This is a genomic window from Nocardia speluncae NBRC 108251, from assembly GCF_001613245.1.
Lineage (GTDB): Bacteria > Actinomycetota > Actinomycetes > Mycobacteriales > Mycobacteriaceae > Nocardia > Nocardia speluncae.
Map to the genome: position 1 here is coordinate 171383 of NZ_BDBZ01000001.1, position 23600 is coordinate 194982.

Sequence of the window (23600 nt, forward strand, 5' to 3'; positions counted from 1 at the left end):
TTCCCGGACGGAAGTGAAACAGCCTGCGCCTGAGCAGGTGTGGACATTTCGGACTATTCGCCCCGCGGGGCATAGCGTGCTGGTCGTGACCTTGTGGTCCGGGTTCCGGTGGCGACGGGATGCCCCGGCCCTTCCGGCCCATGTCAGGTGAAAGTGCAGCCGGCGAGGGGTTTGCCGGCCAGCCGATCGAGTAGATAGGTGACGGCATTGTCCGGGCCGAAGCCATCGATCATCTCCGGACCGAAATGGTTCGCAATGGTGGTGCCGGGCAGGATCGGAGGCACACATGGGCTGGGTGTTGACGACGGAGCCCGGTGTGGCCGGAAGTTGTCCCGGCCGCGTATAGAACGCGTCGGGCGCGGCCGCGGCCTCCGGGCCGCCCGCTCGCCGTCGACAAGGGCCGCGTCGCCGGTATTCCGTCTCTGCCGTATGGGGGAGCGCGCCGCGCTGAACGCAGATAGCGGCCTCACCGGTCCGGGCTAGCATCGGTGGTCATGGTGACCGACGCAGCGGGCCCGGCCGGGCCGGATTTCCAGATCCTCGTGATCGGGGCCGGTCAGTCCGGTTTGTCGGCCGGTTACCACTTGCAGCGGCGCGGCCTGGTCCCCGGCCGCGATTTCCTCATCGTGGACCACGCGCCGGGCCCCGGCGGTGCCTGGCAGTTCCGCTGGCCGTCGCTCACCCTGAGCACTGTCAACGGCGTGCATGATCTACCGGGGATGTCGTTCGCGGCGAACCTGCCGCCCGGCGCCACCGTCACCGCCGACGTACCGGCCGCGACAGCCGTCCCGTACTACTACCGGCGCTACGAGCAACATTTCGGGCTGCGCGTACACCGGCCGGTCACCGTCCGCGTGGTCTGCGATCGCAGTGAACGCGACGGCCTGCTGCACGCCGAAACCGATAATGCCGGCACCCTGCGCGTCCGGGGCCTGATCAACGGCACCGGCACCTGGGAGCGCCCGTTCATACCGCACTATCGCGGTGCGGAAGTCTTCGCCGGCCGCCAGCTGCACACTCGTGACTATCGCGAACCCGAGGAGTTCGCCGGGCAGCACGTCGTGGTCGTCGGGGGTGGTATCTCCGCAGTCCAGTTGCTCGACGAGATCTCCCGGGTCACCACCACCACCTGGGTGACACGTTCCGTACCGGTCTTCCGCGAAACCCCGTTCGGCCAGGACGCGGGCCGCCGTGCCGTGGCCATGGTCGAAGACCGGGTGCGCCGCGGGCTGCCACCGGGTTCGGTGGTCTCGGTGACCGGGCTACCGATGACCGAACGCCTGCGCGCCACGCGGGACCGCGGCGTCCTGCACCGGCTGCCGATGTTCGAGCACATCGAGCCGGATGGTGTGCGCTGGTCCGATGGGACTTTCCAACCGGCGCAGGTGATCCTGTGGGCCACCGGGTTCCGCAGCGCCCTCGACCATCTGGCCCCGCTCGCACTGCGGGGCCCCGGCGGCGGAATCGCTATGACCGGCCGCTCGGCCACCCGGGTCGCGGCGGACCCGCGGATCCATTTGATCGGCTACGGCCCATCCGCCAGCACCATCGGCGCGAACCGGGCCGGTCGTTCGGCGGCTGTCGAACTCACCGGACAACTCGGCCTCGGGAACGTTCCTGCCCGCAGGTGACAGCGGGATCCGCGGCCGGAATTCCGTCGGGATCGCAGCGCGTCCGCCACCACGGCCGCTAGGGCCGTGGCACGGAGAGCGCCCGGCCGTCCGGCCGCGCGGAATCCTGCGGCCTGTCGGATTTCGGGTCGTGCCGATCGTCTAATGGGTGAAGGAGGTGTTCGAGCATGAAATACGTGCTGATGTTCTGCGAGACCGAGCAGTGGGAGACACACTGGGAGGCCATGGACGATACCGCGCGTGAGCAGGGATTCGCTCGGGTCCAGGCATGGCTGGCGGAGTACGGTGACAAGATCCTGCACAACCGGAAACTCAGTGGCGGCGATACCGCGACCACCGTCCGGCTGGATGCGACCGGCGGGCCCCTCGTCACCGACGGTCCGTTCGTCGAGGGCAAGGAGATCGTCAGCGGGTATGTGGAGGTGGAGGTCGCCGACCTGGACGAAGCGCTGGGTATGGCCCGGACCTGGCCGGGCTGCCCTCTGGTGGAGATACGGCCGGTTCTGATGTGACCGGCGCCGACCCCGGCCGGGTCCTCGCCGCAGTGCTGCGCGAGCACGGCAGCCGGCTGGCTGCTTCGCTGGTCACCTTGCTCGGTGATTTCGCGGCCGCCGAGGACCTGGTGTCCGACGCGGTCGAGAAGGCGTTGCGCACCTGGCCGGTCGACGGTGTCCCGGATGACCCGCAGGCATGGTTGTTCACCGTCGCGCGCCGCCGCGGCCTCGACATCCTGCGCCGGGAAGCCAACTATCGCGACAAACTACGGCAGTTGCGGTGGCCGGTGCGGGCAGAGGCCGACGACCGGTTGCGGCTGATGTTCATCTGCTGCCATCCTGCGCTTGCGCGCGAAGCCCAGGTGGCGCTGACCCTGCGGATGGTGTGCGGACTGGACACCCGCCAACTGGCGAGGGCGTTCGTGGTGTCGGAAAGCGCTGTCGCCCAGCGGATCACACGTGCCAAGCGCAAGATAGCGCAGGCCGGTATCGCCTTCCGCACTCCCTCGGACGCCGAGCTCGCCGAACGCCTCACCGAGGTACTGGCAGTCATCTACCTACTGTTCAACGAGGGATACCTGGCAACCGAAGCCGCCGGCGACCCCGGTCTGGCCGCCGATGCCGAATGGCTGGCAGCTTTGCTCGACCGGTTGCTGCCCGGCGAACCGGAGGTGATGGGTTTGCTGGCGCTCATCGGACTGCATCGCGCGCGCGCCGCGGCGCGCTTCGACGGCGCGGACCGTATCGTGCTGCTGCGCGACCAGGACCGCAGCCGCTGGGATCACGCCGCCATCGGACGGGCGATCGACCTGCTTCTCGCCGCCGGTCGGCTACGACGGCCGGGTCCGTACCAGGTGCAGGCGGCGATCGTGGCCTGCCATGCCGAGGCGCCGGACTGGGCCGCCACGGACTGGCCGCAGATCGTGGTCCTCTACGAGCTGTTGTCGGCGATGGCGCCCTCGCCGGTGATCCTGTTGCACCAGGCGATAGCTCGTGCCCAGCTGGAGGGTCCGGAAGCGGCATTGGCGACCGTGGACGAGCTCGCCGGACAACTCGCGGGGTACCACTTGCTGCACGCCACCAGGGCCGAGTTGCTGCGCGAACTCGGTCGCGAGGACGAAGCCGTGGCGGCCGACCGGCAGGCGCTGGAACTCACCCGGAATCCGGCCGAACAGGCCTTGCTGGAACAGCGCCTGCACCGAAATCACGCGTGACAGACGGAAGGAGGATTGCGATGGATGTCATGTCTGCGGCGCGCGCCGAACGGGACGATATCGCCGCCCTGCTGGCGACCCTGGCACCGCGCCGATGGGAGGCGCCGACTCTGTGTGCGGGCTGGCGCGTACGCGATGTGGTCGCGCATATGGTGAGCTACGACCACCTGGATGCGCGAGGTTTGGCCGGGCGGTTCGTCAAAGGCCGTTTCGTGCATGCCAATGAGGTGGGCGTCGACGAGTTCCGTGGGTACAGCATCGGCGAACTACTGGAGTTCTTTGTCCGCCATCGGCAGCCGCGGGGACTGACCGCCGGCTTCGGTGGGATGATCGCGCTGGTCGACGGCCTGATCCACCATCAGGACATCCGGCGGCCGCTCGGTCTGCCGCGCACCGTTCCCGAGGACCGGTTGCGTTATGTGCTGGAGCGGACACCCGGTAACCCTCGGCTCGGCGCGTACCGGCGGATTCGCGGGCTGCGTTTGTCGGCAACCGATCTCGATTGGTGCCACGGCCGCGGCGCCGAGATTTCCGGACCGGCCGAATCGCTTCTCATGGCGATGGCCGGGCGGCACGGTATCACCGGTGAACTCGCCGGTCCGGGCGTGCCGATCCTGGCGGCTCGAATCGGCGACTGACCGATGCGGACATTTCCGCACGTGAGGTTCGATCCGCCCGGCAGCAGTCGAAATTCTCGATTCGGCAGTGTCTCGGGCCGTTGAGCGCTACTTTTCGTGGCGCTTGGGCTGCCCCGTCGCCGCCCGAGACCGGCCCGCGATGGCGCACTCGGGACGCATGACTGCGTTTGCACAGCATAGTTCGCAATTCTGTGTAGTGTTTCTGAAATCTGAAACATATGTGAACAAGATAGAGGTGCAGTGATCGGTATCGATGGATGTCTGGAACGAATCATGGACATCCCGGGGGCGCGCAGTGTGACCTTGGTCGACGGGGCGAGCGGGCTGGCAGTGGCCGGGGCCGGGCGCCATGAGCTGGTCGACCAGCATGAGGACGCGGCCACCACCACCGATGTCGTGCGCGCCGTACTCGACTGCCCCGCGCTGGCGACTGGCGCGGAAGATATCACCGAGATCATCGTCTGCGGCGACGGGGGATACCATCTGATCGACCTGGTCCGCGGCGATTTCGAGGGCCGCCTGTTCGTCCATGCGCTGTTCGACGAGGATTCGGGCAACCTCGCGATGGCCCGATTCCGGTTACGCGACATCCTCGCGGACCTGGCCGGGGACGGTCACGAGGCGGAACCCGCCCCGGCCGGTCGTGGGGTGGAGCCGGCCGAGGGCGGTTATGGGAATTGAGCTCGCGGATGAGCTACAGCGCCTGGAAGACGAGGGAAGCACCGGCGTGCTGCACACGGGCGACGGGGTTTTCCATCTGACGGACGGCGCCATAGCCTCCGCTGAATGCGCCCGCACCACCGGGCTGGATCGGCTGGCCGCGGAAGCCGGGGTGACCGGTGCCGACGATTGGCAGAGCGCCGCCGTGGGTGACCCCGGGCCGATGATCGGTAGCCCATTGTTCGAGACCTTGGCACTGCTCTCGGTTTTCGACGCCGCCTACTTTCTGCTGTCCGATCCGGTCCCCGCCGAATTCCGGCCCGCGCCGCCGCATTGGCTGGCCCCGGTCTGCCGCATCCGGCCGCGGGTATTGGTGCGCGAATGCGAACGGCGCGGGGACCCGCATTCCGGGCCGTGGCCCGCGCAGCTGGTCGATCTGGCGCCGGTGGTGCCGGTTCGCCGGGTACGCCGAAATCGTGTCGTGCTCACCGGAGGTCAAGCCGAAGTGCTTGCCGCAGCGGGCACCCACCGCACTGTCACCGTAATCGCCCGCGACCTCGGGCGCACTGCGTACGGCTGTCTGGAGGCGGTCCGCGACCTCACCGCGGCGGGATTGATCGAACCGCCGGAGGACGGGCGTGCGCAGGCCGCACCGCGGCACGCCGCGGAGCCGGCTCTGCGCCGGCGGGTACGGCCGGCGGTGCCGGTTCCCGACGATGGCGAGTGGGAGCCGGTGGATCAGGAACTGCTCCTGCGGCTCCGCTCGGCACTGGAAGATCTCGCGTGACGGCACGCAGGAAATTACTCGGCGATCTGATGGGAAGGTCGACGAAAGTGCCTATGCCTGAACCGGACCCGGCGGTGCATGCGGAGCTCGTGCGGCTACGGGCCCGGGTGCCCCGGCTGATCGGGGCGCTGGTGGCCTCCAGCGACGGCCTGCTGGTCACCCACGACCTACCCAGCCATATCGAACCCACCGGAATGGCCGCCCTCGCCGCCGCGCAACTGTCGTTGTCGGATCGGCTGGCGAATGTCGCGCACGGCGGCGGGTTCCAGGAAGTCGTCGTGGATGGGTCGCGCGGGCACGTCGTCATCTATGCGGCGGGCTGGGCATCGCTCACCGTGCTCGCGGAACCGGCCGTGAACATCGGCCGGTTGCATCTCGAATCGCGTCCGGTGGCGCGGAGTATCGCCGAACATCTGGCGGGCGCCACCACCCACGAAGCCCGTCGAACCAACGGAAGACCCGGATAACCCATCGAAAGGAAACACCTGTGTCCGATATGGACTTGGCGCTGAAAGACATGATGTCGATCGAGGGTGCCGTCGGCGCGGCCGTCGTCGACTACAACAGCGGTATGGCGCTGGGGATGCTCGGCAGCTCGAAGGCGCTCGACCTCCACATCGCCGCCGCCGGTAACACCGAGGTGGTCCGCGCGAAACTGCGGACCATCGAACAGCTCGGCCTGCAGGAGGATATCGAAGACGTCCTGATCACACTGAGCTCCCAGTATCATCTGATCCGCCCGATGACCGGCCGGAAGTCGAAAGGCTTGTTTCTCTACCTCGCGCTCGACCGCGGCCGCGCCAATCTGGCCATGGCCCGGCACAAGCTGCGCGGTATCGAAGAAGACCTCGAGGTGTGATCCGGCGCCGGGTCGTGGTGCGCTCCCGTGATCCGGCACGTGGGTTCTACCGGCCCGCCGGCACTGCCTGGGCCGAGGGTTCGATGACGTCGGCGGGTGGTTCGGTGCGGTAGAGATCGGCGATCCGGCCGGCGTATTTCTCGGCCACCGCCGCGCGTTTCAGTTTCATGGTGAGCGTCACCTCGTCGCCGCCGGCTTCCCAGAAGACCGGCAAGACGAGGAAGCGTTTGATCTGTTCGACGCGGGCCAGCCGCGCGTTTCCGGCGGCGATACCGGCCGAGATCGCCGCCAGGACCGTGGGGTCGGCGGCGAGTGCGGCGGGCGAAGCATCGGGGAGCGCGTGCTGCGCGGCGTAGGGGCCGGTGGTTTCGGCGTCGAGGACGACGAGCGCGGTGTTGTAGGGGCGTCCGTCGCCGATCACCGCCATGGCGCCGATAAGTGGTGTGGCTGCCTTGACGGTGTTCTCGATATGCGTCGGTGACATGTTCTTCCCGGACGCGTTGATGATGATTTCTTTCTTGCGGTCGACGACGGTGAAGTAGCCGTCAGCGTCGACGGTCACGATATCGCCGGTGGCCAGCCAGCCGTCGGCATCGATCGCCTCCGCGGTTTTGTCCGGCAGCCCGCGGTACCCCTTCATCACCAGCGGCCCGCGGATCTGGAGTTCACCGTCGGACGCGGTCCGGGCCTCCATACCCGGTAGCAGCGTTCCGACCGTACCCGGCCGGACATCGCGGGGATGGCTGACGGTGCAGATACAGGACAGTTCCGACATCCCCCAGATCTCGGTGATCGGCACTCCGAGCCCGGCGAAGAACCCCAGTGTTCCCGGCGGAATCGGCGCGGCACCCGACATCGCCCAGCGCATCCGGTCGAAGCCGAGTGCCGCCCGTAGTCCCCGCAGGACCAGTTCGTCGGCGCGCTGCCAATCGGCGGCCAGATCGGCGGGGACCTCGCGGCCCGACAGGGCGTAATCGCCGCGGGCGGCGGCCACCGACAGCGCCCATTTCAGGGCGGCGCGCCGTTCGGCGTCGGGCTCCGCGGCGGCTTTGAATTCGACAGCGGCCCGGATCTTCTCCCAGACGCGGGGCACTGCGCCCCAGATGGTCGGGTGCAGATCGGCCAGCGCTGCCGCGATCCCCGACGGGTCGGGGACACACGTCACCTGGACGCCGAGTACCTCGTTCGCGTACAGCGCGGTGAGCCGGTCGGCGATATGCGCCGAAGGCATGTACGAGGTGATGGTGTCGCCGAATTCGATACCCAGCACCTCCGCGACCCCGTAGACCTGGAACAGCAGGTTGGCGTGGGTGGTCTCCACGCCCTTCGGGGCGCCGGTGGTGCCGGAGGTGTAGATCAGTGTCGCCACATCGCCGGGACGTACGGCGCGCCAGGCCGATTCGAAATCGAAATTCGCCGCACCCGCGGTGCGCAACCCGGCCACCGGCAGAGTGCCGGCCGGGGCGTCGTCGAGACAGATCAGCTGCTCGAAGGCGACCCCGCAGTCGCGTAACCGCGGAACATATTGTGGTTCGCAGATCACCACGCGGGCACCGGCATTGCCGAGAACGTACCCGAGCTGATCGGGCGGCAGGGTGTTGTACACCGAGAACGACGTCGCGCCGAGGTGCTGGGCGGCCACCTCGAGGGGATAGAAGTCCGGACGGTTACCCATCATCAGCGCCACCGTGTCACCGCGGCGGACCCCGACCGCGGCGAGCCCGGCGGCGAAATCGCGGACCTGTTGCGCGTACTCACCCCAGGTCAGTGTCCGGGTATCACCGGGCGTGCGGAGCGCGACGGCGGCCGGGGCCACGGCGGCGACGTGCTGGAATGCGGCGGGCAGTGTGTCGAAACGAACTGTGCTCACGGGGAGCCTTTCGGATCAGACCGCGGCTGCGGTGGGAGTGAGAACGGCGGCGGCGAACCGGGCCGCCGACCGGTAGGCGAGCCGCGATTCCGGAATCAGAAGGGGCAGCACCGGGAAGGCATGGATCTGGTCCGGCCACACCTGTAGGTCGCAGACCGCTCCGGTCGCGGTCCACCGTTCGGCGAGGGCGACGGCGTCACCGCCGAAAAATTCGGTATCACCGGCGTGGATGAGCGCCGGCGGCAGCTGTAGACCGCGGGCCGGCAGCAACTGGTAGGGGTCAGGGGTGAAATGGGTGACCGCGCGACGCGACAGGCCGGCCGACAGCAGGCCACACGCCCGCGCCCCCTCGTATCCGGTGGCCACTTCCAGGCTCAGATCCGCCATGGGCGAGAACAACACCACTCCGCCGGGTGCGGGCAGGCCGGTGCGGGCGCGGGTGATGACGAAATCGGCGGCCAGGAACCCACCCGCGGAATCTCCCGCGACGAGGATCCGGCCGGGGGCGTGCCCGCGGCCGGTCAGCCACCGGAATGCGTGATCGATATCCTGCGGCGCCGCCGGATACGGGTGTTCGGGGGCGAGCCGGTAGTCCACGGCGAAAACCGGCAGCCCGGTCGCGGTGGACAGCCGCGCGGCCACCCCGCGATACCCGGCGGCGGATCCGGCGACGAAGCCGCCGCCGTGCACATACAGCACGGCGGCATCGGTTCGTCCGGTTCGCGGTCCACGCACCCATTCCCCGGTGATCCGGCCGTCGCGAACCTGTTCGACCGTGGTGCCGGACAGCGGCGGCGCGACAGTGCGCAACGCCTGATCGATCAGCATCCGCGCGAGCGGGAGCGTGCAGGCGTTCACCGGTGCGGCCGCGGCGAGCCGGCGCGCGGTGAGCGCCGATACCTGCCGCACGGTGCGGGCCTGCCACGAACCGCGGACCAGTGGTGCGGTCATCGCCGTTTCTCGATCGCGCGCACGATGTCGTGCACCGAAGAATCGGCGGCGAGCCGGCCGTCGAGCACGGTGTTGATCACCCCGCGCAGCAGCGCGTAGGGCTGCCATCCGCTGGGGGCGATGGTGCGTGGCGCGCGCCGGGAGATTCCGTCGGCGATGGTGCGTGCGGCTTGTTCGGCAGTGATCCGCACGCTCAGCGGCCACGGCAGCAGATCGTTGATCCGGCGGCCGAGCTCGTCCGCGTCGAGCATGGCGTGGGTCATCGGTGTTTCCACCAGACCGAAATAGGCGATTCCGGCGGTGGCGCCGGACGCGGCCAGTTCCACCCGCAGCGCCCGGCCGAGCTGTTCGACCGCGGCCTTGCTGATCATGTACGGCGAACCACCCATACCCGGCGCGAACGCCGCACACGACGACACCACAACCACATGCCCGCCGCTGCGGATGATCTCGTCGAGTGCCGGATGCACGGTATTGAACACCCCGGTGAGGTTGATGTTCAGCACCCGGTCGAAATCGCCGGGTTCCATGGTGCGCAAGGTCGCCGGCACCGGTGTGACCCCGGCGTTGGCGACGACGATATCGAGCCGGCCGAACCGGTCGGCCACCTCGCCGATCACCTGTTCCATCCGGTCCCGGTCGGTGACATCGGCTCCGAAGCCGTATGCCCGTGAACCCAGTTGTCCGGCGGCGCGCTGCGCGGCGGTCTCGTCGATATCGACCGCCGCGATCACGGCACCACGCCGGTGCAGAATACCCACGAGTTCCCGGCCGATACCCTGTCCTGCGCCCGTGACCAGCACGACTTTGCCCCGGACATCGAATACGGGCCCGGTGAGCCGGTCCAGCGGGGCGGGTAGCGGCTTCATGAACTCACCTCATACGATTCGGCATCGAACTGTTTGGTGCGGCGGCGGTATTCGAAACTCCAGCTCGGGTACAGCCCGGCATTGCGGCCGTCGGCAGTGGTGTAGTACGTCTGGCAGCCTCCGGTCAGCCACACCGTGTCTGCGCTGCGCCGTTCCATTTCCCCGACGAAGGCGTCCTGGGTTTCCCGGCGCACCTCCACCCGGCGGGCGCCGCGGTCGCGCAGGGTGCTCAGCGCGTCGACGATGTAGGCGATCTGTGATTCCAGCATGAAGAGGGCGGACTGGTTTCCGGCCGCGCCGAACGGGCCCAGGGTGCAGAAGAAGTTCGGGAATCCCGCCATGGCCGTCCCCAGGTAGGTTTGCGGTTCCTCGTAGTAGAGGTCGGCGATGGAGCGGCCGTCGCGGCCGGTGATCCGTTCGAAGGCGGTCGGGATGGGGGTGAACCCGGTGCCGTAGATGATCGTATCGACCTCGATCTCGTCGCCTTCGCGGGTGACGATCGACCGCGGACGCACCTCCGCGATACCGTCGGTGACCACCTCCACGTTGCCCTTGTCCAGCGCCGGCAGATAGGCATCGGAGAAGATGGCGCGCTTACAGCCGATGACGTAATCGGGGGTGGCCTTGCGGCGCAGCCGCGGATCCCGGATCTGGCGCAGCAACTGGAGGCGGCCGAGTACCTCGAAGGGGTGACGGAACCGGTTGTCGACGAAGCCGACCAGCCCGAAACTCTCGATCAGTCCGTACCAGGTACCGCGCACGGCCTTCTGCGCCAATGGCAGACGGCGCAGCAGGCGGCGTTCCAGACCGAGGGTGGGCCGATCCATCCGCGGTACGATCCACGGCGCCGAGCGCTGGAACACTGTCATCGCGGCCACCCGCGGCTGGATCTCCGGAATGAACTGCACCGCGGACGCCCCGGTGCCGATCACCGCGACCCGCTCCCCGGTCAGATCGTGGTCGTGATCCCAGTGCAGAGAATGAAACGTGGTACCCGTGAAGCTGTCCAGGCCCGGCAGATCCGGGTACTTCGCTTCCGCGAAAATACCGGCGGCGGACAGGAAATAGTCCGCGGTGAGCGATCCGCGGGACGTGTCGATCCGCCACAGGGCGCTCGCCTCGTCCCAGCGTGCGCCGGTCAGTTCGGTGTTCAAGCGGATATTGCGCACCACATCGTGTTCGGTGGCGACGCGGCGCAGGTAGCCGAGGATCTCGGGCTGCCGGCCGTAGGTCCGCGACCAGTCCGGATTCGGGGCGAAGGAATAGCTGTACAGCTGGGACGGGACATCGCAGGCGCAACCCGGATAGGTGTTGGCCTGCCAGGTGCCGCCGAGATCGGGGGCGCGCTCCAATAGCACTACATCGTCGAAACCCGCCTGCCGCAGCGCGATTGCCAATCCGATACCGCCGAAACCGGCGCCGAGTACGACGATGCTGTGATGGCCGGACAACACGCCGGAATCCGCCGGGTTCATCGCCGCGCCCCTACCGATTCGCGCCGGACCCGGCCGGTGATGCCTTCGGCGATGGATTTGGTGACCAGGCGGTTCACCGGGCTGGTCGCGGCCAGTACAGGTCGCAGCAGCGGATTGCCTTCGAGCGCGAAGGTCCAGACCAGCCGGGTCGCGGTGCCCAGTGACAGGAGGGTGAGGTCCTCGGCGAAACGGCGCAGCCCCGGTACGGACGCGGAATCGAGGGTGAAGGTCATCCGTTTCTGCTCCTCCCAGCGGTAAAAACGCTCATCGAGGCGCAGTGCGCCCCCGAGGGTCACCTGCCGGGTGGTGCCGGCGCCGAACGGGCGCGGCGAGGTCCAGTGGGCGGACGTGATCACCGGCGACCACGACACGAGCGCGTCGTCGGCGGTCAGGGTGTCCCAGACCTGCGCCCGTGAGGCGGGGATATCGACGATATGGGTATAGCGCCGGTCCGCGGTGTTCAGGAAGGTGTCGTCCGCCGGATCGAGCGGGAAGCTGGGAGACATTGTGCTGGTGGGCCTTTCGCTGTCAGATATCGAGAACCAACGGCCCGCCCGCGGACCGGGAGACACACGGGAGCATGTGGCCGGGGCGCTCGGCGTCGGTGAGGGTGCGGTCGCGGTGGTCGATATCGCCCGCGAGGACCTTCGTCTTGCAGGTGCCGCAGAACCCTTGGCGGCAGGAGAAAACGGCGTCGGGGTGTACCCGGCGGATGGCGTCGAGTGCGGATTCCGTGGCACCCACTCGCACCTGCCGGCCGGAGGCTGCGAGGGTGAGATCGAATTCCCTCCCGTCGGGGATCGGTGGCGCCGAGAACCGTTCGGTATGCAGCGAACCGGTCGGGTTCAGCGTGAAGAAGCTGCGCTGGGCGGCTTCGAGAACGGGCGGCGGGCCGCACACGTAAACCGCGGCCCCCGGCGGTGCGGCCGCCAGGGTCGCCGGGATATCGGGAATGCCGAATTCGTCGTCGGTCCGGATTTCGCTACCGGCGGGGAGTTCGCCCAGGAAAGGCATGGTGTCGCGGGAACGGCCCATGTACACCAGCCGCCCGCGATCACCCGCCGCATGCACCATGGGCAGGATCGGGGTGATGCCGATACCGGCGGCGACGAACAGGTAGGCGGCGGCGGTCTCCACGAAGGTGAACGCATTACGTGGACCGCGGACCCGCAGTGCGTCACCGGGCACGAGGGTGTGTGCCTCCATCGACCCGCCGTCACCACCGGACAGCCGGCGCACGGCAATGCGATATCGGGAGAGGTCCCGCGGATCGCCGCACAGGGAGTACTGGCGTTGCCGCCCCGAGGGCAGGAATACATCCAGATGGGAACCGGGACGCCAGGCGGGCAGCCTTTGCCCGTTCGGTCGCCGCAGGGTCAGCGACACCACGCCCTGTGCCTCGGTGTGTACTGCTTCCACCCGCACGTCGATATCGAAACCGGTGCGCCGCAGCGGGTTCGGTGGGGAGAGTGCGGGTGTGGTGAACACCTTCTTGTAGACGTCCAAGACAACGCCCAGGGCCTGCAGGCTCAGCGACGGCGCCGGTCCGGCGGTGTTCATCCGCGGGCCGCGGGGGAGTGCGCCAGATAGCGCAATGCGTTGTCCATCGAACCCAGTTGCGAGGGGTGGAAGCCCGGCCGCAGATAGCGCGGCATCTCGGTGAAGAAAGTCGTGAAACTGGGAATGACTCCGCGCACTGTCGCGCTGAGGAACTGCTGCCCCCAGAAGCGTCCTTTCGCCGGACTCGGGTCCTTGCGGTAGAGGTAGGCCGTGGACACCACGAACAACGGCAACAGCAACCCGCTGGCCAGCAGGCCGGTGCGCAGCCGGCGCGCATAGCCGCCGTCGACGTGCATATAGGCGTCGAACACCACGCTGCGGTGCTCGACTTCTTCGGCGCCGTGCCAGCGCACCAGGTCCAGCATCGTCGGGTCCATCCCGAGTTCCTCGAGCACCTTCGATTCGAGTAGCCATTCGCCGATCACCGCGGTGAAATGCTCCATCCCCGCGAACAGGCCCATTCGTTCCTTGAGCCACTCCTGTTCGGCGCGGCCGGTGAGCCCGTGGTCGCCGAGCATCCGGTCGACGAGCCAGGCGACCTTGGAGACGTAGGATTCGACATCCAGACCGATCGACTGGAGGTGGTTACGTGCGCTCTCGTGGCTGCCCGCGTGCATCGACTCCTGGCCGATGAACCCGGTGACCTCCTCGCGGAGTCGTTCGTCGTCGATATGCGGTAGTGCTTCGGCCAAGCAGGCCGCCATGGCGCGTTCGCCCTCGGGCAGGACCAGGTGCATCACATTCGTGACATGGGTCGCCAGCACTTCGCCGGGGATGTAGTGCATCGGGACGCCGGAGAAGTCGAAGTGCACGTCCCGCGCGTGGATCGCGTGGACTTCCTCGCGATAGGTGCGCGGCGGTGCGCTGTCATCAGCCATGCCCTGAACCGTACAATGCAACATATTCCCTTGCAATGTGGACGCAACAAAATTCTCCGGATTGTTGCCGATCGGGGTCGCACTGCTAGCGTGTCCGGCGTGCCCGCTCCCGCTCCCACCTCGAAAGACCCCCTTCCGGACGATCTCGAAGAACGTATCCTCGACGCGGCGCGACGGCAGTTCGAACGACTCGGCGTGAAAAAGACAACGATCGGAGATATCGCCCGGGCGGCTGCCGTCGACCGCGGCACGGTCTACCGGCGCATCGGCTCACGCGACGAGCTGGTTCGGGCGGTCACCACACGGGAGGTCCGCGTCCTGCTCGACGAACTACACGGGATTTCCGCGCGGCACACGACGGTCGACGCTGTCGTCGCCGACCTCTTCGTCACCGTGATCAACCGATGGCGCAGCCACCCCATGGTCAACCGGGTGCTCGCGGTGGAGCCCGGCCGGTTGCTGCCGCAGCTCACCACCGAGGGCGGCGCATTCTTCGCGATGGCGATCACCACGGCCACCACCGTGGTGGGTGATGCGCTGCGCCGGTTGCGGCTGCCGGATATTCCCGATCTCGCGACCCGTATCGAGATCGCTGCCCGGATCGTGCACTCGTTCATTCTGCAGCCGGTCGGTGCAGTCGATCTCGAATCCGAAGCCCGGCTCACGGAATTCGCCCACCGGCATATCGTGCCGCTGATCACCCGCGGGTATCCCGCCCACTGAGATCGTGGCCGGTATTCCGCCGCCGCGGCACGAAATGGGCCGGGTGAATTCACCGGCCTCGGTACCGGCCTCCGGGGCGGTGGACGGCGATGGGGGCAGCCGACAATTCTGCTCGTCCGGCCTTGGCTCACGCGCCGTCGTGCGTTCGGCCGGGTGCTGCGGACGGCGGCGACACGACGTCGCCGACGTGGGCTACGGATGAGGCCATGACAGAAATGTGCGCCGGCCGAATCCGGCCGGCGCACATTCTGCCACGGCGGTACCGGCCGCGTGTGGTGCGGCCGATACCGTTCAGCGGCTCGCGTAGACGACGAGAAGATCTCGCATAGCGCGGATTTCGCGATTCGCCTCGTTCAATGCGGTACGCAAACGGAGATTCTCGTCGAGGAGATCGTCGAGATCGCCCGTGGTGTCCGCGGTCCTGTCGGCGGTGCGGATATGCACGAGTTCGGCAATGGAGGCCGTCGGGGATTCCGTCACTGCCTCGGCCTGCGCACCGGCTTCGGCCGTGGTCTCGACCGCTGGAACCGTGACGCTCGCGGCAACCGGAATCTCGGACTGTTCGGCGGGTGTTTCCTGTTCCGTATTCTGCTCGGGTTCCGGAGCTTTCGGCTCGGAAACCGGCACCGGGGTCACGGCGGCGGGCGCCGGTTTCCGGGTGGCGGTCCGGCGGCGTTTCTTCGGTGCGGCCGGTGTGGCCTTCTCCCGGGTGGGCTCGGCTTCGGGCGCCTCCTGGGTGGGCTCGGCTTCGGGGAGCCCCGCCGCCTTGATCCAATTCGCGAGTGTGTTGGCGGCGGGCTGGCCACCTTCACGTTCGGAAACCGAAGTGCACGCGGCATTGACCGTTTTGCCCTCAGCGATAAGTTTTTTCACCCGATTGACGAGTTTGGTCTGTTCCCTTTTCGAGTAACGCACTGCCATCCTCTACCTCCTGCACTCCGAGCGCTTGCTGCGAGAATTGAACCATTGTGCAGTCGTTCTCGTTCGGCCGGGGTGCAATGGATTTCCGCAGAAGGGTGTGCTTCCATTCGACCGACCCTCGCGGAGGCCCTTTTCCGGCAATGATTTACGAAGGCAATCCCTCCACGGACGCGGTGCCGGTGGATCATCCGGAGAGGGGGAATTCACAGTGGGTTCGCGAGGGAACTTTGCGTCCCGGGGCAGCGCGGGCACACCTGATCCGGTCGAGTGTTCGAGCTCCGTCGACGTGCCCGATTTTCCGTGGTCTCGGTGGCGATCGGGATCGGGTCGAACCACGTCTCGTCTTGGCAACAGACGTTCACTCGATCCTGCCCCGGCTGTTAGTTTGGGGCTGCTTTCTGTCGATTTCCGGCACCGCGAGCGTGCAGAGGAGGCAGGTGGATGCGCAGCTCGGAAACCACGATGATCACCAGGCTGGTGGTGTTCGGCGGGACCGGTGATCTCGCCGGGCGTTATCTGCTGCCCGGGCTGGCCGCGCTGCGCGCCGCCGGCTACGTGGACGACGATTTCGAACTTGTCTGTGTGGACCTGAAGGAATGGGACGACTCGCGCTTCGAGGCATGGGCGCTGGACCAGCTCGACCGGCACGCGGCCGGGATACCGATCGAGGCGCGGCGGGCGCTGGTGGCGACCGCCCGGTACCGGCGTTCCGATATCCGCAACGCCGTCGAAGTGGCCGCACTGGTCGCCGGTGCTGGGCCCGTCGTGGTGTATCTCGCGCTGGCGCCGAACCTGTTCCCCGTGGCGATCCGCACCTTGCATGCTGCGAAGATGCCGGCGGGTAGCCGGATCGTGCTGGAGAAGCCGTTCGGCGAGGACCTCGCCACAGCGCAGAATCTCAACCGCCTGCTCGTGGATCTGTTGCCCGAACGGGCGGTGTTCCGGGTAGACCATTTCCTGGCCATGACGACCGTGCAGAATCTGCTCGGCAGCCGGCTGGCGAACCGGGTGCTCGAATCGATCTGGAACAGCGCGCATATCTCCAGGATCGAGATCGTCTGGGATGAGACCCTCACCCTCGAGGACCGGGCCGGCTACTACGACAGTGTGGGGGCGCTCAAGGATATGGTGCAGAACCATCTGCTGCAGTTGATGTGCCTGGTGGCGATGGAACCACCGATCTCGTTGTCCGAGCGTGATCTGCGGGACCGCAAGGTGGATGTGCTGCGCACGGTGCGGCCGCTCTCGGAAGCCGATATACCCCACCGGACCCGCCGCGGCCGCTATCGCGCGGGCACGATCGGTACCCGAGAGGTCCCGTCCTATATCGACGAGCAGGGCGTCGACCCGGAGCGGGATGTGGAAACCTTCGCCGAAATCGAACTGAGCCTGGACAACTGGCGTTGGTCGGGCACTACCTTCGTCCTGCGTACCGGTAAGGCACTGGCCGAGGATCGCAAGGAGGTCGCGGTCCACTTCCGGCCTGTCCCTTCCCTGCCGTTCGGCCGCGACGGGGCCGCCCGGCCGAATGTCCTGCGATTCGGGCTGGACCCGGAATGCCTGACGCTGGCCCTCACCGCCGCCGGTACCAGCGCGGACACCCTGGAGCCGTTGACCATGACGGCACCGATCGCGCCGCCCGAGCTCCCCGCCTACGGGACGCTGCTGCTGAATGTCCTGCTCGGCGATCCCGCATTGTCGATCCGTGCCGACGAGGCGGAGCAGGCGTGGCGGGTGGTGGCCCCGGTGCTCGCGGGCTGGGCGCGCGACCTCGCGCCACTGGAGGACTATGCCGCGGGGTCGGGTGGACCCGGCGATATCGACCGGGACCGATGAGGCCGGTGGACCCTGCGGCGCGTTCGCCGCTGCCGTGTGTAGTCGTGATGGGCGTTTCGGGCAGCGGAAAGAGTTCGACGGCCCGGTTGCTCGCCCTGCGCCTGGGCGTTCCGTTCGCCGACGCCGACGATATGCATCCGCGCGCCAATATCGCCAAGATGCGGTCGGGCCTCCCGCTCGACGACACCGACCGCGAACCGTGGCTGGCGAACGTCGGTCACTGGTTGCGTGATCGTGCGGTGGACGGAAATGGGGGAGTGGTCGCCTGTTCGGCACTGAAACGGCGCTACCGCGACAGCCTGCGGGCCGCCGCGCCGCGAATATTCTTCCTGCTCCTGACCGCGGACCGCGACGAACTACTGGAGCGGATAGCGCAGCGCGGCGAGCATTTCATGCCCGCCGCGCTGCTCGATTCCCAGCTCGCCGCACTGGAACCGCTCGAACCGGGAGAACCCGGCACGGTCCTGTACGGCACCCGCAGCCCCGGCCAGGCCGTCGATCTGGCCATCGCCTGCCTCGACGAGGCCGGCGCAGGCGACCAGGGGTGATCGGAGCGCCGGCCTGCGCGGTCAGCAGCCCATGGGGACATCCTCACCGCGGAAGCGGGCCTCGACGAAACTCCAGGCGTCGGCGAATCCCGCGGCCGCGGCCGTCATATGCTCGGCGATATCGTAGGTGGTCAGTTTTACCGGGGCCCCGGCCCGGCAGGCGCGGTCGGCGTATTCGGCCACCCCGTCGTACGGGGTGAGAGTGTCGAAACGGCCGTGCCACAGGTAGGTGGGTATCGCCGGGACACCGTCGAAATAGCGCAGGCTGTTCTCGTGCAGCACCTCCCGCGCCTCGGGACTGTCCATCAAGCTCTTCGTAGCTGCCATCTGTTCCGCACTGCGGAACGCCCCGTGGAACAGCAGGAATCGTCGGCAGGCGTCATGAGTGAACTCACGGAACCACAGGCCGTTCTCATTGAGCTGATCCGATATCGGCAGCCGGTGCGGGTATTCGCGTTCCAGACCCATGGCCGCGGCGAAAGCCAGACCGAAACCGGGATGCGGGGCGAAACCGAGCCCCAGCGCCATCTGTTCCAGATCGGCCGGGATCCCGCCGGCCACGGCAGCATCGATCTTCAGCTCCGGTGCATAGGACGGTTGCAGGGCCGCAGCCCAGCCGGTGGCGAGCCCGCCCCCGGAATAGCCTGCGACGGCGACCGGGGCATCCGCCAGACCGAGCTCGGCGACCTGCTGTACGGCGCGGACACTGTCGAGGGTGATCATGCCGCTGAGCCGGCCTGCCGCGTAGGCGACGGTGGGCCCGAGGTAGTCGGGTACGGAGACAGCCCAGCCGCGGCCGATCGGGAGCATGGCCCCGACCGCATCCTGGAGTTCGCCGTTGAACAGCGACCGCGACGGATTGCAGCGGGTGCCGAGCGAATTGATCAGCGCCTGATAGGAGACCAGAGGTGGATTGTCGACGCCGACGGGCATGAGCACGGTGGTGACACCCATGATGGGCTGATTGCGGGAATTGGTGGACCGGAAGGCGATCTGATGGCCCTCGGTGCCCAGATAGGGGCCGGTATCGATGGTTCGGGTCCGGACGACGTCGCCGGGCTGGAGATCGCCCAGGTTCTCGGGTTCGGTGTAGAAGGGGTCCGGATCGGGCTGGGGATACAGCGGTTCGGCTCTCGCCTCGACGCCGAACAACCCCACCGAGGCGAGGGTCAGCAACAGGATCAGGATTCGGGTCGAAACTCTGAACACGATCTTCCTTCGGGCAGCAGGAAACGACTCTGCGACGGGCTGGGCACTCGTGGTGCCGTTCGGCCCGTCGCCGAGGGATAGGCGAGATACACGGGCGGCTGCCCTCGCCGCGAAACTGCCGCCGCGGCGGCCCGGAGGCAGCGAGCGCGGTGATCACTCGAACGAACTGTCTCCGTTGGCTTGTGGCCGTGGCCCCAGTTCCGCGCGTGGCGGTTACTTTACGACGCGCACCGATCGTAGCGGTCGGCTCTGCCCGCGTATACGCCAGATTCTGCGTGAGCTCACAAGGAACCGGCGAGCTCTTGTTCACCGGTCCCAAGATCAGCGGCCGACGGAGTCCGGTACGGCGCCGCGCCGGGTGGCGGGTACCTGTCCGATGCTTGCCGATCACGGCTTCGATGCGTAACCGCCGGCGTGATCGGGTCCGGATCCACCTCCGCGGTTCCGGGTCGCCGCCGCGCAGCGCCGATACGAAGTGGGCCGATCAGGCAGTGGCGCCGTAAACGTAGTCGTCCAGCGGGAACCGCACCGCCTCGCGGTGGGCGTTGACGGTACTGGTGGGGCGCAGCAGCGCGGCTTCGCCGTGCTGATTGAAGTAGTAGCTGCGGGCGGTGGCGCAGTCGCCGCCGTAGAACACCGAGGAGTCGAGTTTTTCGGTCACCCGTTCCAGGAACTCGGTGTTGGCGCGTTCGGTGACCTCGAAGGTCGTCTCGCCGCGGCGGCGCAGCTCGCCGAGGAGCCGGCCCATATGCTTCATCTGCGCTTCGATGGTCGTGAAATACGATAGTCCGCTGTAGGAATACGGACTGTTCAGGCTGAGGAAGTTCGGGAATTTCGGCACCGTGATCCCCTCGTAGGCCTGGAAGCGGTTCTCGCGCCAGAATTTTCCGAGATCCACCCCGTCGCGGCCGGCGATCTCGAAGGCCGGGAAGTTGACGTCCCACAGGTTGAAACCGGTGGCCAGGATCAAGGTATCGATGGTGGTCCGGGCGCCGTCGGCGGTGACGATTGCGTCCGGCTCCACCCGTTCGATGGGGTTCGTTTCCAGCTGGACGTGGGGTTTGTTGAACGTGGTGAAATAGTGGTTGGAGAACGTCGGTCGTTTACACCCGAAGTCGTAGTGGGGTGTCAGTTGCTCGCGGAGCCGTTCGTCGCGGACCTGGGCGCGCAGATGGGCCCTGGCCAGTAGTGCCGCGGCCTTGTTCAGCGGCCGGGCCTGTTTGTAGTGCAGGACACCGACCACCATCAAGGCCTCCAGCATGGTCGTATTGACCATTCGGGCCGCCTTCTGTGTCGCGGGGAGCCGCGCGAAGAGCCGCTGCACCGCGTCGGGGATGGCCGTATCGATCTTGGGCACAACCCAGATGGGGGTGCGCTGGAAAACAGTGAGTTCGCGGGCGCGGGCGGCCACCTCGGGTACCAGCTGCACACTCGTGGCGCCCGTGCCGATGATCGCGACCCGCCGATCGGTGAGGTCGTAGGAATCGTCCCAGGCGGTGGTGTGGATGATCTTGCCGGCGAAGGTGTCGATTCCCGGGAAGGGCGGGGTGTAGGGCTGGGAGAGGAAACCGGTCGCAGTCAGCAGATAGCGGGCGGTGAGCGTTTCCCCGCCGGCCACGGTAACCACCCAGTACTGCTCCGCGGCGTCCCAGTGAGCGCGCTCGACCGTGGTGTCGAAGCGCATCCGTTGACGGAGCCGGTATTTGTCGGCGACGTGGTCGGCGTATTTCTTCAGTTCGGCACCGGGGGCGAACAGTCTCGACCAGAACGGGTTGGGTTCGAAGGAGTACGAGTAGGTCACCGAGGCGATATCGACGGCGAGACCGGGGTAGTGGTTGACGAACCAGGTGCCGCCGAGATCGGATTCGCGTTCGAGTATCACGAAATTGCCGAGGCCGAGCCGGTCGAGCTCGATACCCGCACCCATACCACCGAATCCCGCACCGATCACGACGGCGTCGTACCGAGGTGCCACGTCGAACCTCCCAGCGAACTGAACCATACGTCACGGAATGACGCATCATTCCGTTTGTGATGACCGTATCATCAGGGGCGTGACGAAGCCACAGACGCGGGCCGAACGCCGCAAGGCCGAACTTCGGCGCGACATCATCGATACCGCCTTCGTCTGCTTCGCGGAGAAGGGCTATCACGCCACCGGTATCGCCGATATCGCTGCCGACCTGGGTATCGGGCACGGCACCTTCTACCGGTACTTCAGCAACAAGCGCGACATCATCGACCATGTGATCGACGATCTGGCCGCCCGTATCGTCGAAGCGCTGGGGACCGACAACGCCCCGGACGCAGCAAACACGCTGGACGAATACCGGCGCCAGATCGAGCGGATCGGGGATGCGCTCACCGGTATCCTGCTCGCCGATCGCCGGGTGGCGCAGCTGCTGCTGTTCCACGCGCCCGGGATCGACGACGAGCTGACGCGGCGCCTGTACGGCCTGCTCGACACCGCCGACGCGCTCACGGCCGGATACCTCGACCACGGGGTGGAGCTGGGCTATCTGCGCGCCGACCTGGACACCCGTAGCACGGCCCGTGCGGTGACCGGCATGCTGCTCGCCGGGGTCGTCCACGGCCTCCGTGACCCGGACGAACAGGCCATCGCGGAGTTGAACCAGGCAATCCGCCGGCTGCTGATCGACGGGGTCGCCGCGGGGTGACCGGCGCTCCGCGGCCGATCGGCGCACCGGGCGCGGATCCGGCGGGCGCCTACAGTGGAGTCCATGTCGCCGATGGACGAATGGCATCCGTCCACCGTCGCAGACTGGAGCGATGAACGCCGCCGGGCCCGGTTGCGCGAAACGCGTCCGGGATATCGGTGGAAGGCATTGTCGCGCACCAGACCGGCGTTGCTGCGGGTTGCCGTACTACTGATGATCGCGCTGCTCGCCTTCGCACAGTACTGGGAACACGATGTGGCGCCGGAACGGCAGCGGCTGGCCCGCACCGAACCCGCGCTGCTCCCGGTCGCCGGACCGGCCGAGCCCGGCCTGCGGGATACCGCAGTCGTCGATTTCGTCGGGCTCGGCGGACTCAACGCCAGCGATACCGCGGCAGCCCTGCCCACGCTGCGCACGATGGGGTCGGTCTGGGCGATCCGCTACGACAATGACGGTATCGACACCGAAGTGATCGCCGAATTGGTCATCCGCGCCGCCGTGATGTCAGGTGTGCACAATATCGTGCTGGCGGGCCACAGCATGGGCGGAGTGATCGCGCTGGAGGTCGCGCGGCATATCCACACCGGTAGCGACCGGCGGCTACTGGCGGTACTGCTGGATTGCACACCCCTGGACCTCGATTCCGTGCGACCCGAAAGCCGGGGCCTCGGTGAGGATATGGTCCGGTGGATGGGCTGGCTTCCCGGCGCCCGGGAGAGTCGCGGCCTGCGGATCGCGGTGGAAACCTATGCCCGGCGTGAACGGTTCCTCGACTACACGGGCGTTCCGGGAATCCGGGTCGACCAGTTCGGCGCCGCGGTCGAACAAGTATTGCGGGACAAGATCTTCAACGCCGACGCCGCCAGCAACGGGCTCATCGAATCCCAGTTCCTGGCCATTGTCGCCGGCGGTGCCACCGACGACCTCCGGCACCTGTCCGGTGCGGCGCGCGGCAAACCACGTCCGGCGATCGTCTTCATCCGGCCACACGACGCCACCCGCGACCGCGTGGTCGACGTCGCGCACACCCATCAGGTGCTGATCGACGAGGTCGGTGGTGTGGACGGCAATCTGCTGGTGGTGAAGCCGCGTGGCACCGAGCATGCCGATCCGCGGCAGCATCCGGCCGAGTACAACAAGGTGATCGGCCGGCAAGTGCTGCCCTTCGTGGAGCGTTACCGGACGCAGATCACGGCCGCGAGTTCGGTGACGCCGCCACAGTGACCTCCGACTCCGCGGTACCGGTGAGGTAGCGCTGCACCGTGGGACCCAGCCAGGCGATCACCTCGTCCCGAGTCATGGTGACCAGCGGGGGAAAGCACAGAACGAACCGGCACAGGGCCATGCCGAGGATCTGCGTGGCGGCCAGGCCGGCGCGGGTCGCGGCCTCGTGTGGGTCGTCGTGCGCTGCCGTGATCACAGGGCCGAGCTGGCCGGCGAAGATTGCGCGCATCCGTTGGGCGACGGCCTCGTTGGTGACGCCGGCGCGCAGCAGGATGAGCAAGGCCTCGTCGCGTTCCCAGCGCTCCAGGAAATGCGCGACGAGCGCGGCGCCCATACGGTCGCGCGGGACGGCCGACAGATCCGGTAGCTCCAGATCGAATTCGGCGGCGGCGGCGAAGAGCCGCTCCTTGTTGCCGAAGTAGCGCATGACCATGGCCGGATCGATCGAGGCGTCCGCGGCGATCGCGCGGATGGTCGCGCGTTCGTACCCGTCGGCGGCGAAACGCTCACGCGCCGCCGCGAGGATCGTCTCTGTCGTTTCTGCTGCCGATCGCTTCATGTCAACAAGTGTAGGC

General features: G+C 67.5%; 24 protein-coding genes and 1 pseudogene. 13 read left to right on the plus strand and 12 right to left on the minus strand.

The window, feature by feature from the left end:
- Window positions 1–143 precede the first annotated feature (143 nt).
- A pseudogene (locus tag NS6_RS34485) lies at window positions 144–284 on the minus strand (lipase); the annotation flags it as partial.
- A 210-nt stretch (window positions 285–494) separates the two neighbouring features.
- Here NS6_RS34485 and NS6_RS00780 point away from each other — a divergent pair.
- The 8 genes from NS6_RS00780 (at window position 495) to NS6_RS00815 (ending at window position 6283) form a co-directional block, all read left to right on the plus strand.
- On the plus strand, window positions 495–1631 hold the full coding sequence (locus NS6_RS00780; protein ID WP_068035246.1) for an NAD(P)-binding domain-containing protein: 1137 nt from the start codon (window positions 495–497) through the stop codon (window positions 1629–1631).
- Between the two features lie 167 nt (window positions 1632–1798).
- Entirely contained in the window at window positions 1799–2143 is a 345-nt protein-coding gene (locus tag NS6_RS00785) for a YciI family protein (RefSeq protein WP_068035247.1), read from the plus strand.
- A complete protein-coding gene (locus NS6_RS00790; protein ID WP_068035251.1) occupies window positions 2140–3339 on the plus strand; it encodes an RNA polymerase sigma factor in 1200 nt (399 codons plus the stop codon). The genes NS6_RS00785 and NS6_RS00790 overlap by 4 nt, the downstream gene beginning before the upstream one ends.
- Before the next feature lie 20 nt (window positions 3340–3359).
- Window positions 3360–3977 (plus strand): maleylpyruvate isomerase family mycothiol-dependent enzyme, encoded by a 618-nt coding sequence (locus tag NS6_RS00795; protein WP_068035253.1) that lies wholly within the window; start codon window positions 3360–3362, stop codon window positions 3975–3977.
- A gap of 273 nt (window positions 3978–4250) precedes the next feature.
- A complete protein-coding gene (locus NS6_RS00800) occupies window positions 4251–4658 on the plus strand; it encodes a hypothetical protein (RefSeq protein ID WP_068035979.1) in 408 nt (135 codons plus the stop codon).
- Window positions 4648–5424, plus strand: coding sequence for a MarR family transcriptional regulator (locus NS6_RS00805; RefSeq protein WP_068035255.1), 777 nt, complete (start codon window positions 4648–4650; stop codon window positions 5422–5424). The genes NS6_RS00800 and NS6_RS00805 overlap by 11 nt, the downstream gene beginning before the upstream one ends.
- A gap of 53 nt (window positions 5425–5477) precedes the next feature.
- On the plus strand, window positions 5478–5891 hold the full coding sequence (locus NS6_RS00810) for a roadblock/LC7 domain-containing protein (protein WP_245669081.1): 414 nt from the start codon (window positions 5478–5480) through the stop codon (window positions 5889–5891).
- Between the two features lie 20 nt (window positions 5892–5911).
- A complete protein-coding gene (locus NS6_RS00815) occupies window positions 5912–6283 on the plus strand; it encodes a hypothetical protein (RefSeq protein WP_068035256.1) in 372 nt (123 codons plus the stop codon).
- A 46-nt stretch (window positions 6284–6329) separates the two neighbouring features.
- Here the strand turns inward: NS6_RS00815 and fadD11 are convergent, their stop codons facing one another.
- Genes fadD11 through NS6_RS00850 form a run of 7 tightly spaced genes read right to left on the minus strand, consistent with a single transcriptional unit; the run spans window position 6330 to window position 13886 of the window.
- Window positions 6330–8153 carry a fatty acid--CoA ligase FadD11 gene (fadD11, locus tag NS6_RS00820; RefSeq protein WP_068035258.1) on the minus strand — a complete coding sequence of 608 codons (1824 nt, stop codon included), beginning with the start codon at window positions 8151–8153 and terminating at the stop codon, window positions 6330–6332.
- A 15-nt stretch (window positions 8154–8168) separates the two neighbouring features.
- Complete coding sequence (locus tag NS6_RS00825) at window positions 8169–9104, minus strand: alpha/beta hydrolase (protein WP_157112567.1); 936 nt, start codon at window positions 9102–9104, stop codon at window positions 8169–8171.
- The gene (locus NS6_RS00830; protein ID WP_068035260.1) at window positions 9101–9973 is read right to left on the minus strand and encodes a short-chain dehydrogenase/reductase; all 873 of its coding nucleotides are present in this window, start codon (window positions 9971–9973) and stop codon (window positions 9101–9103) included. The genes NS6_RS00825 and NS6_RS00830 overlap by 4 nt, the downstream gene beginning before the upstream one ends.
- On the minus strand, window positions 9970–11448 hold the full coding sequence (locus NS6_RS00835; protein ID WP_068035262.1) for a flavin-containing monooxygenase: 1479 nt from the start codon (window positions 11446–11448) through the stop codon (window positions 9970–9972). The genes NS6_RS00830 and NS6_RS00835 overlap by 4 nt, the downstream gene beginning before the upstream one ends.
- Window positions 11445–11954 carry an SRPBCC family protein gene (locus NS6_RS00840; RefSeq protein ID WP_068035263.1) on the minus strand — a complete coding sequence of 170 codons (510 nt, stop codon included), beginning with the start codon at window positions 11952–11954 and terminating at the stop codon, window positions 11445–11447. The genes NS6_RS00835 and NS6_RS00840 overlap by 4 nt, the downstream gene beginning before the upstream one ends.
- Before the next feature lie 22 nt (window positions 11955–11976).
- Window positions 11977–13008, minus strand: a complete 1032-nt coding sequence (locus NS6_RS00845; protein WP_068035265.1) for a PDR/VanB family oxidoreductase — start codon at window positions 13006–13008, stop codon at window positions 11977–11979.
- Window positions 13005–13886 carry a metal-dependent hydrolase gene (locus NS6_RS00850; protein WP_084470507.1) on the minus strand — a complete coding sequence of 294 codons (882 nt, stop codon included), beginning with the start codon at window positions 13884–13886 and terminating at the stop codon, window positions 13005–13007. The genes NS6_RS00845 and NS6_RS00850 overlap by 4 nt, the downstream gene beginning before the upstream one ends.
- Window positions 13887–13985: 99 nt before the next feature.
- Here NS6_RS00850 and NS6_RS00855 point away from each other — a divergent pair, with 99 nt between their 5' ends.
- Window positions 13986–14609 (plus strand): TetR/AcrR family transcriptional regulator, encoded by a 624-nt coding sequence (locus tag NS6_RS00855; RefSeq protein WP_245669082.1) that lies wholly within the window; start codon window positions 13986–13988, stop codon window positions 14607–14609.
- A gap of 291 nt (window positions 14610–14900) precedes the next feature.
- Here NS6_RS00855 and NS6_RS00860 read toward each other — a convergent pair whose 3' ends face one another.
- Window positions 14901–15530, minus strand: a complete 630-nt coding sequence (locus NS6_RS00860) for a hypothetical protein (RefSeq protein WP_068035271.1) — start codon at window positions 15528–15530, stop codon at window positions 14901–14903.
- A 441-nt stretch (window positions 15531–15971) separates the two neighbouring features.
- Between NS6_RS00860 and NS6_RS00865 the strand changes: the two genes are divergently transcribed.
- Window positions 15972–17366: a glucose-6-phosphate dehydrogenase gene (locus tag NS6_RS00865; RefSeq protein ID WP_210746577.1), complete on the plus strand. Its 1395-nt coding sequence runs from the start codon at window positions 15972–15974 to the stop codon at window positions 17364–17366.
- 47 nt (window positions 17367–17413) lie between these two features.
- Window positions 17414–17914: a gluconokinase gene (locus tag NS6_RS00870; protein WP_068035985.1), complete on the plus strand. Its 501-nt coding sequence runs from the start codon at window positions 17414–17416 to the stop codon at window positions 17912–17914.
- Window positions 17915–17935: 21 nt separating this feature from the next.
- Here NS6_RS00870 and NS6_RS00875 read toward each other — a convergent pair whose 3' ends face one another.
- Both NS6_RS00875 and NS6_RS00880 read right to left on the minus strand, forming a co-directional pair.
- On the minus strand, window positions 17936–19123 hold the full coding sequence (locus tag NS6_RS00875; RefSeq protein WP_084470509.1) for a lipase family protein: 1188 nt from the start codon (window positions 19121–19123) through the stop codon (window positions 17936–17938).
- 484 nt (window positions 19124–19607) lie between these two features.
- Window positions 19608–21098, minus strand: a complete 1491-nt coding sequence (locus NS6_RS00880; RefSeq protein WP_068035991.1) for a flavin-containing monooxygenase — start codon at window positions 21096–21098, stop codon at window positions 19608–19610.
- A gap of 37 nt (window positions 21099–21135) precedes the next feature.
- Between NS6_RS00880 and NS6_RS00885 the strand changes: the two genes are divergently transcribed.
- Together NS6_RS00885 and NS6_RS00890 are read left to right on the plus strand one after the other, a co-directional pair.
- Window positions 21136–21801, plus strand: a complete 666-nt coding sequence (locus NS6_RS00885) for a TetR/AcrR family transcriptional regulator (protein ID WP_068035272.1) — start codon at window positions 21136–21138, stop codon at window positions 21799–21801.
- A 63-nt stretch (window positions 21802–21864) separates the two neighbouring features.
- On the plus strand, window positions 21865–23025 hold the full coding sequence (locus NS6_RS00890; RefSeq protein WP_068035274.1) for an alpha/beta fold hydrolase: 1161 nt from the start codon (window positions 21865–21867) through the stop codon (window positions 23023–23025).
- Here NS6_RS00890 and NS6_RS00895 read toward each other — a convergent pair.
- A complete protein-coding gene (locus tag NS6_RS00895) occupies window positions 22991–23584 on the minus strand; it encodes a TetR/AcrR family transcriptional regulator (protein ID WP_068035276.1) in 594 nt (197 codons plus the stop codon). The two genes, NS6_RS00890 and NS6_RS00895, sit on opposite strands and share 35 nt — an antisense overlap.
- Window positions 23585–23600: the final 16 nt, after the last annotated feature.

Excerpts from the sequence above, each read along its gene's own strand:
- NS6_RS00840 (WP_068035263.1), bottom strand. The coding sequence starts at position 11,954 with ATGTCTCCCAGCTTCCCGCTCGATCCGGCGGACGACACCTTCCTGAAC.
- NS6_RS00825 (WP_157112567.1), bottom strand. The coding sequence starts at position 9,104 with ATGACCGCACCACTGGTCCGCGGTTCGTGGCAGGCCCGCACCGTGCGG.
- NS6_RS00885 (WP_068035272.1), top strand. The coding sequence starts at position 21,136 with ATGACGCATCATTCCGTTTGTGATGACCGTATCATCAGGGGCGTGACG.
- NS6_RS00835 (WP_068035262.1), bottom strand. The coding sequence starts at position 11,448 with ATGAACCCGGCGGATTCCGGCGTGTTGTCCGGCCATCACAGCATCGTC.
- NS6_RS00830 (WP_068035260.1), bottom strand. The coding sequence starts at position 9,973 with ATGAAGCCGCTACCCGCCCCGCTGGACCGGCTCACCGGGCCCGTATTC.
- NS6_RS00800 (WP_068035979.1), top strand. The coding sequence starts at position 4,251 with ATGGACATCCCGGGGGCGCGCAGTGTGACCTTGGTCGACGGGGCGAGC.
- NS6_RS00785 (WP_068035247.1), top strand. The coding sequence starts at position 1,799 with ATGAAATACGTGCTGATGTTCTGCGAGACCGAGCAGTGGGAGACACAC.
- NS6_RS00795 (WP_068035253.1), top strand. The coding sequence starts at position 3,360 with ATGGATGTCATGTCTGCGGCGCGCGCCGAACGGGACGATATCGCCGCC.
- NS6_RS00870 (WP_068035985.1), top strand. The coding sequence starts at position 17,414 with ATGGGCGTTTCGGGCAGCGGAAAGAGTTCGACGGCCCGGTTGCTCGCC.
- NS6_RS00805 (WP_068035255.1), top strand. The coding sequence starts at position 4,648 with ATGGGAATTGAGCTCGCGGATGAGCTACAGCGCCTGGAAGACGAGGGA.
- NS6_RS00895 (WP_068035276.1), bottom strand. The coding sequence starts at position 23,584 with ATGAAGCGATCGGCAGCAGAAACGACAGAGACGATCCTCGCGGCGGCG.
- NS6_RS00850 (WP_084470507.1), bottom strand. The coding sequence starts at position 13,886 with ATGGCTGATGACAGCGCACCGCCGCGCACCTATCGCGAGGAAGTCCAC.
- NS6_RS00865 (WP_210746577.1), top strand. The coding sequence starts at position 15,972 with ATGCGCAGCTCGGAAACCACGATGATCACCAGGCTGGTGGTGTTCGGC.
- NS6_RS00845 (WP_068035265.1), bottom strand. The coding sequence starts at position 13,008 with ATGAACACCGCCGGACCGGCGCCGTCGCTGAGCCTGCAGGCCCTGGGC.
- NS6_RS00860 (WP_068035271.1), bottom strand. The coding sequence starts at position 15,530 with ATGGCAGTGCGTTACTCGAAAAGGGAACAGACCAAACTCGTCAATCGG.
- NS6_RS00890 (WP_068035274.1), top strand. The coding sequence starts at position 21,865 with ATGTCGCCGATGGACGAATGGCATCCGTCCACCGTCGCAGACTGGAGC.
- NS6_RS00810 (WP_245669081.1), top strand. The coding sequence starts at position 5,478 with ATGCCTGAACCGGACCCGGCGGTGCATGCGGAGCTCGTGCGGCTACGG.
- NS6_RS00780 (WP_068035246.1), top strand. The coding sequence starts at position 495 with ATGGTGACCGACGCAGCGGGCCCGGCCGGGCCGGATTTCCAGATCCTC.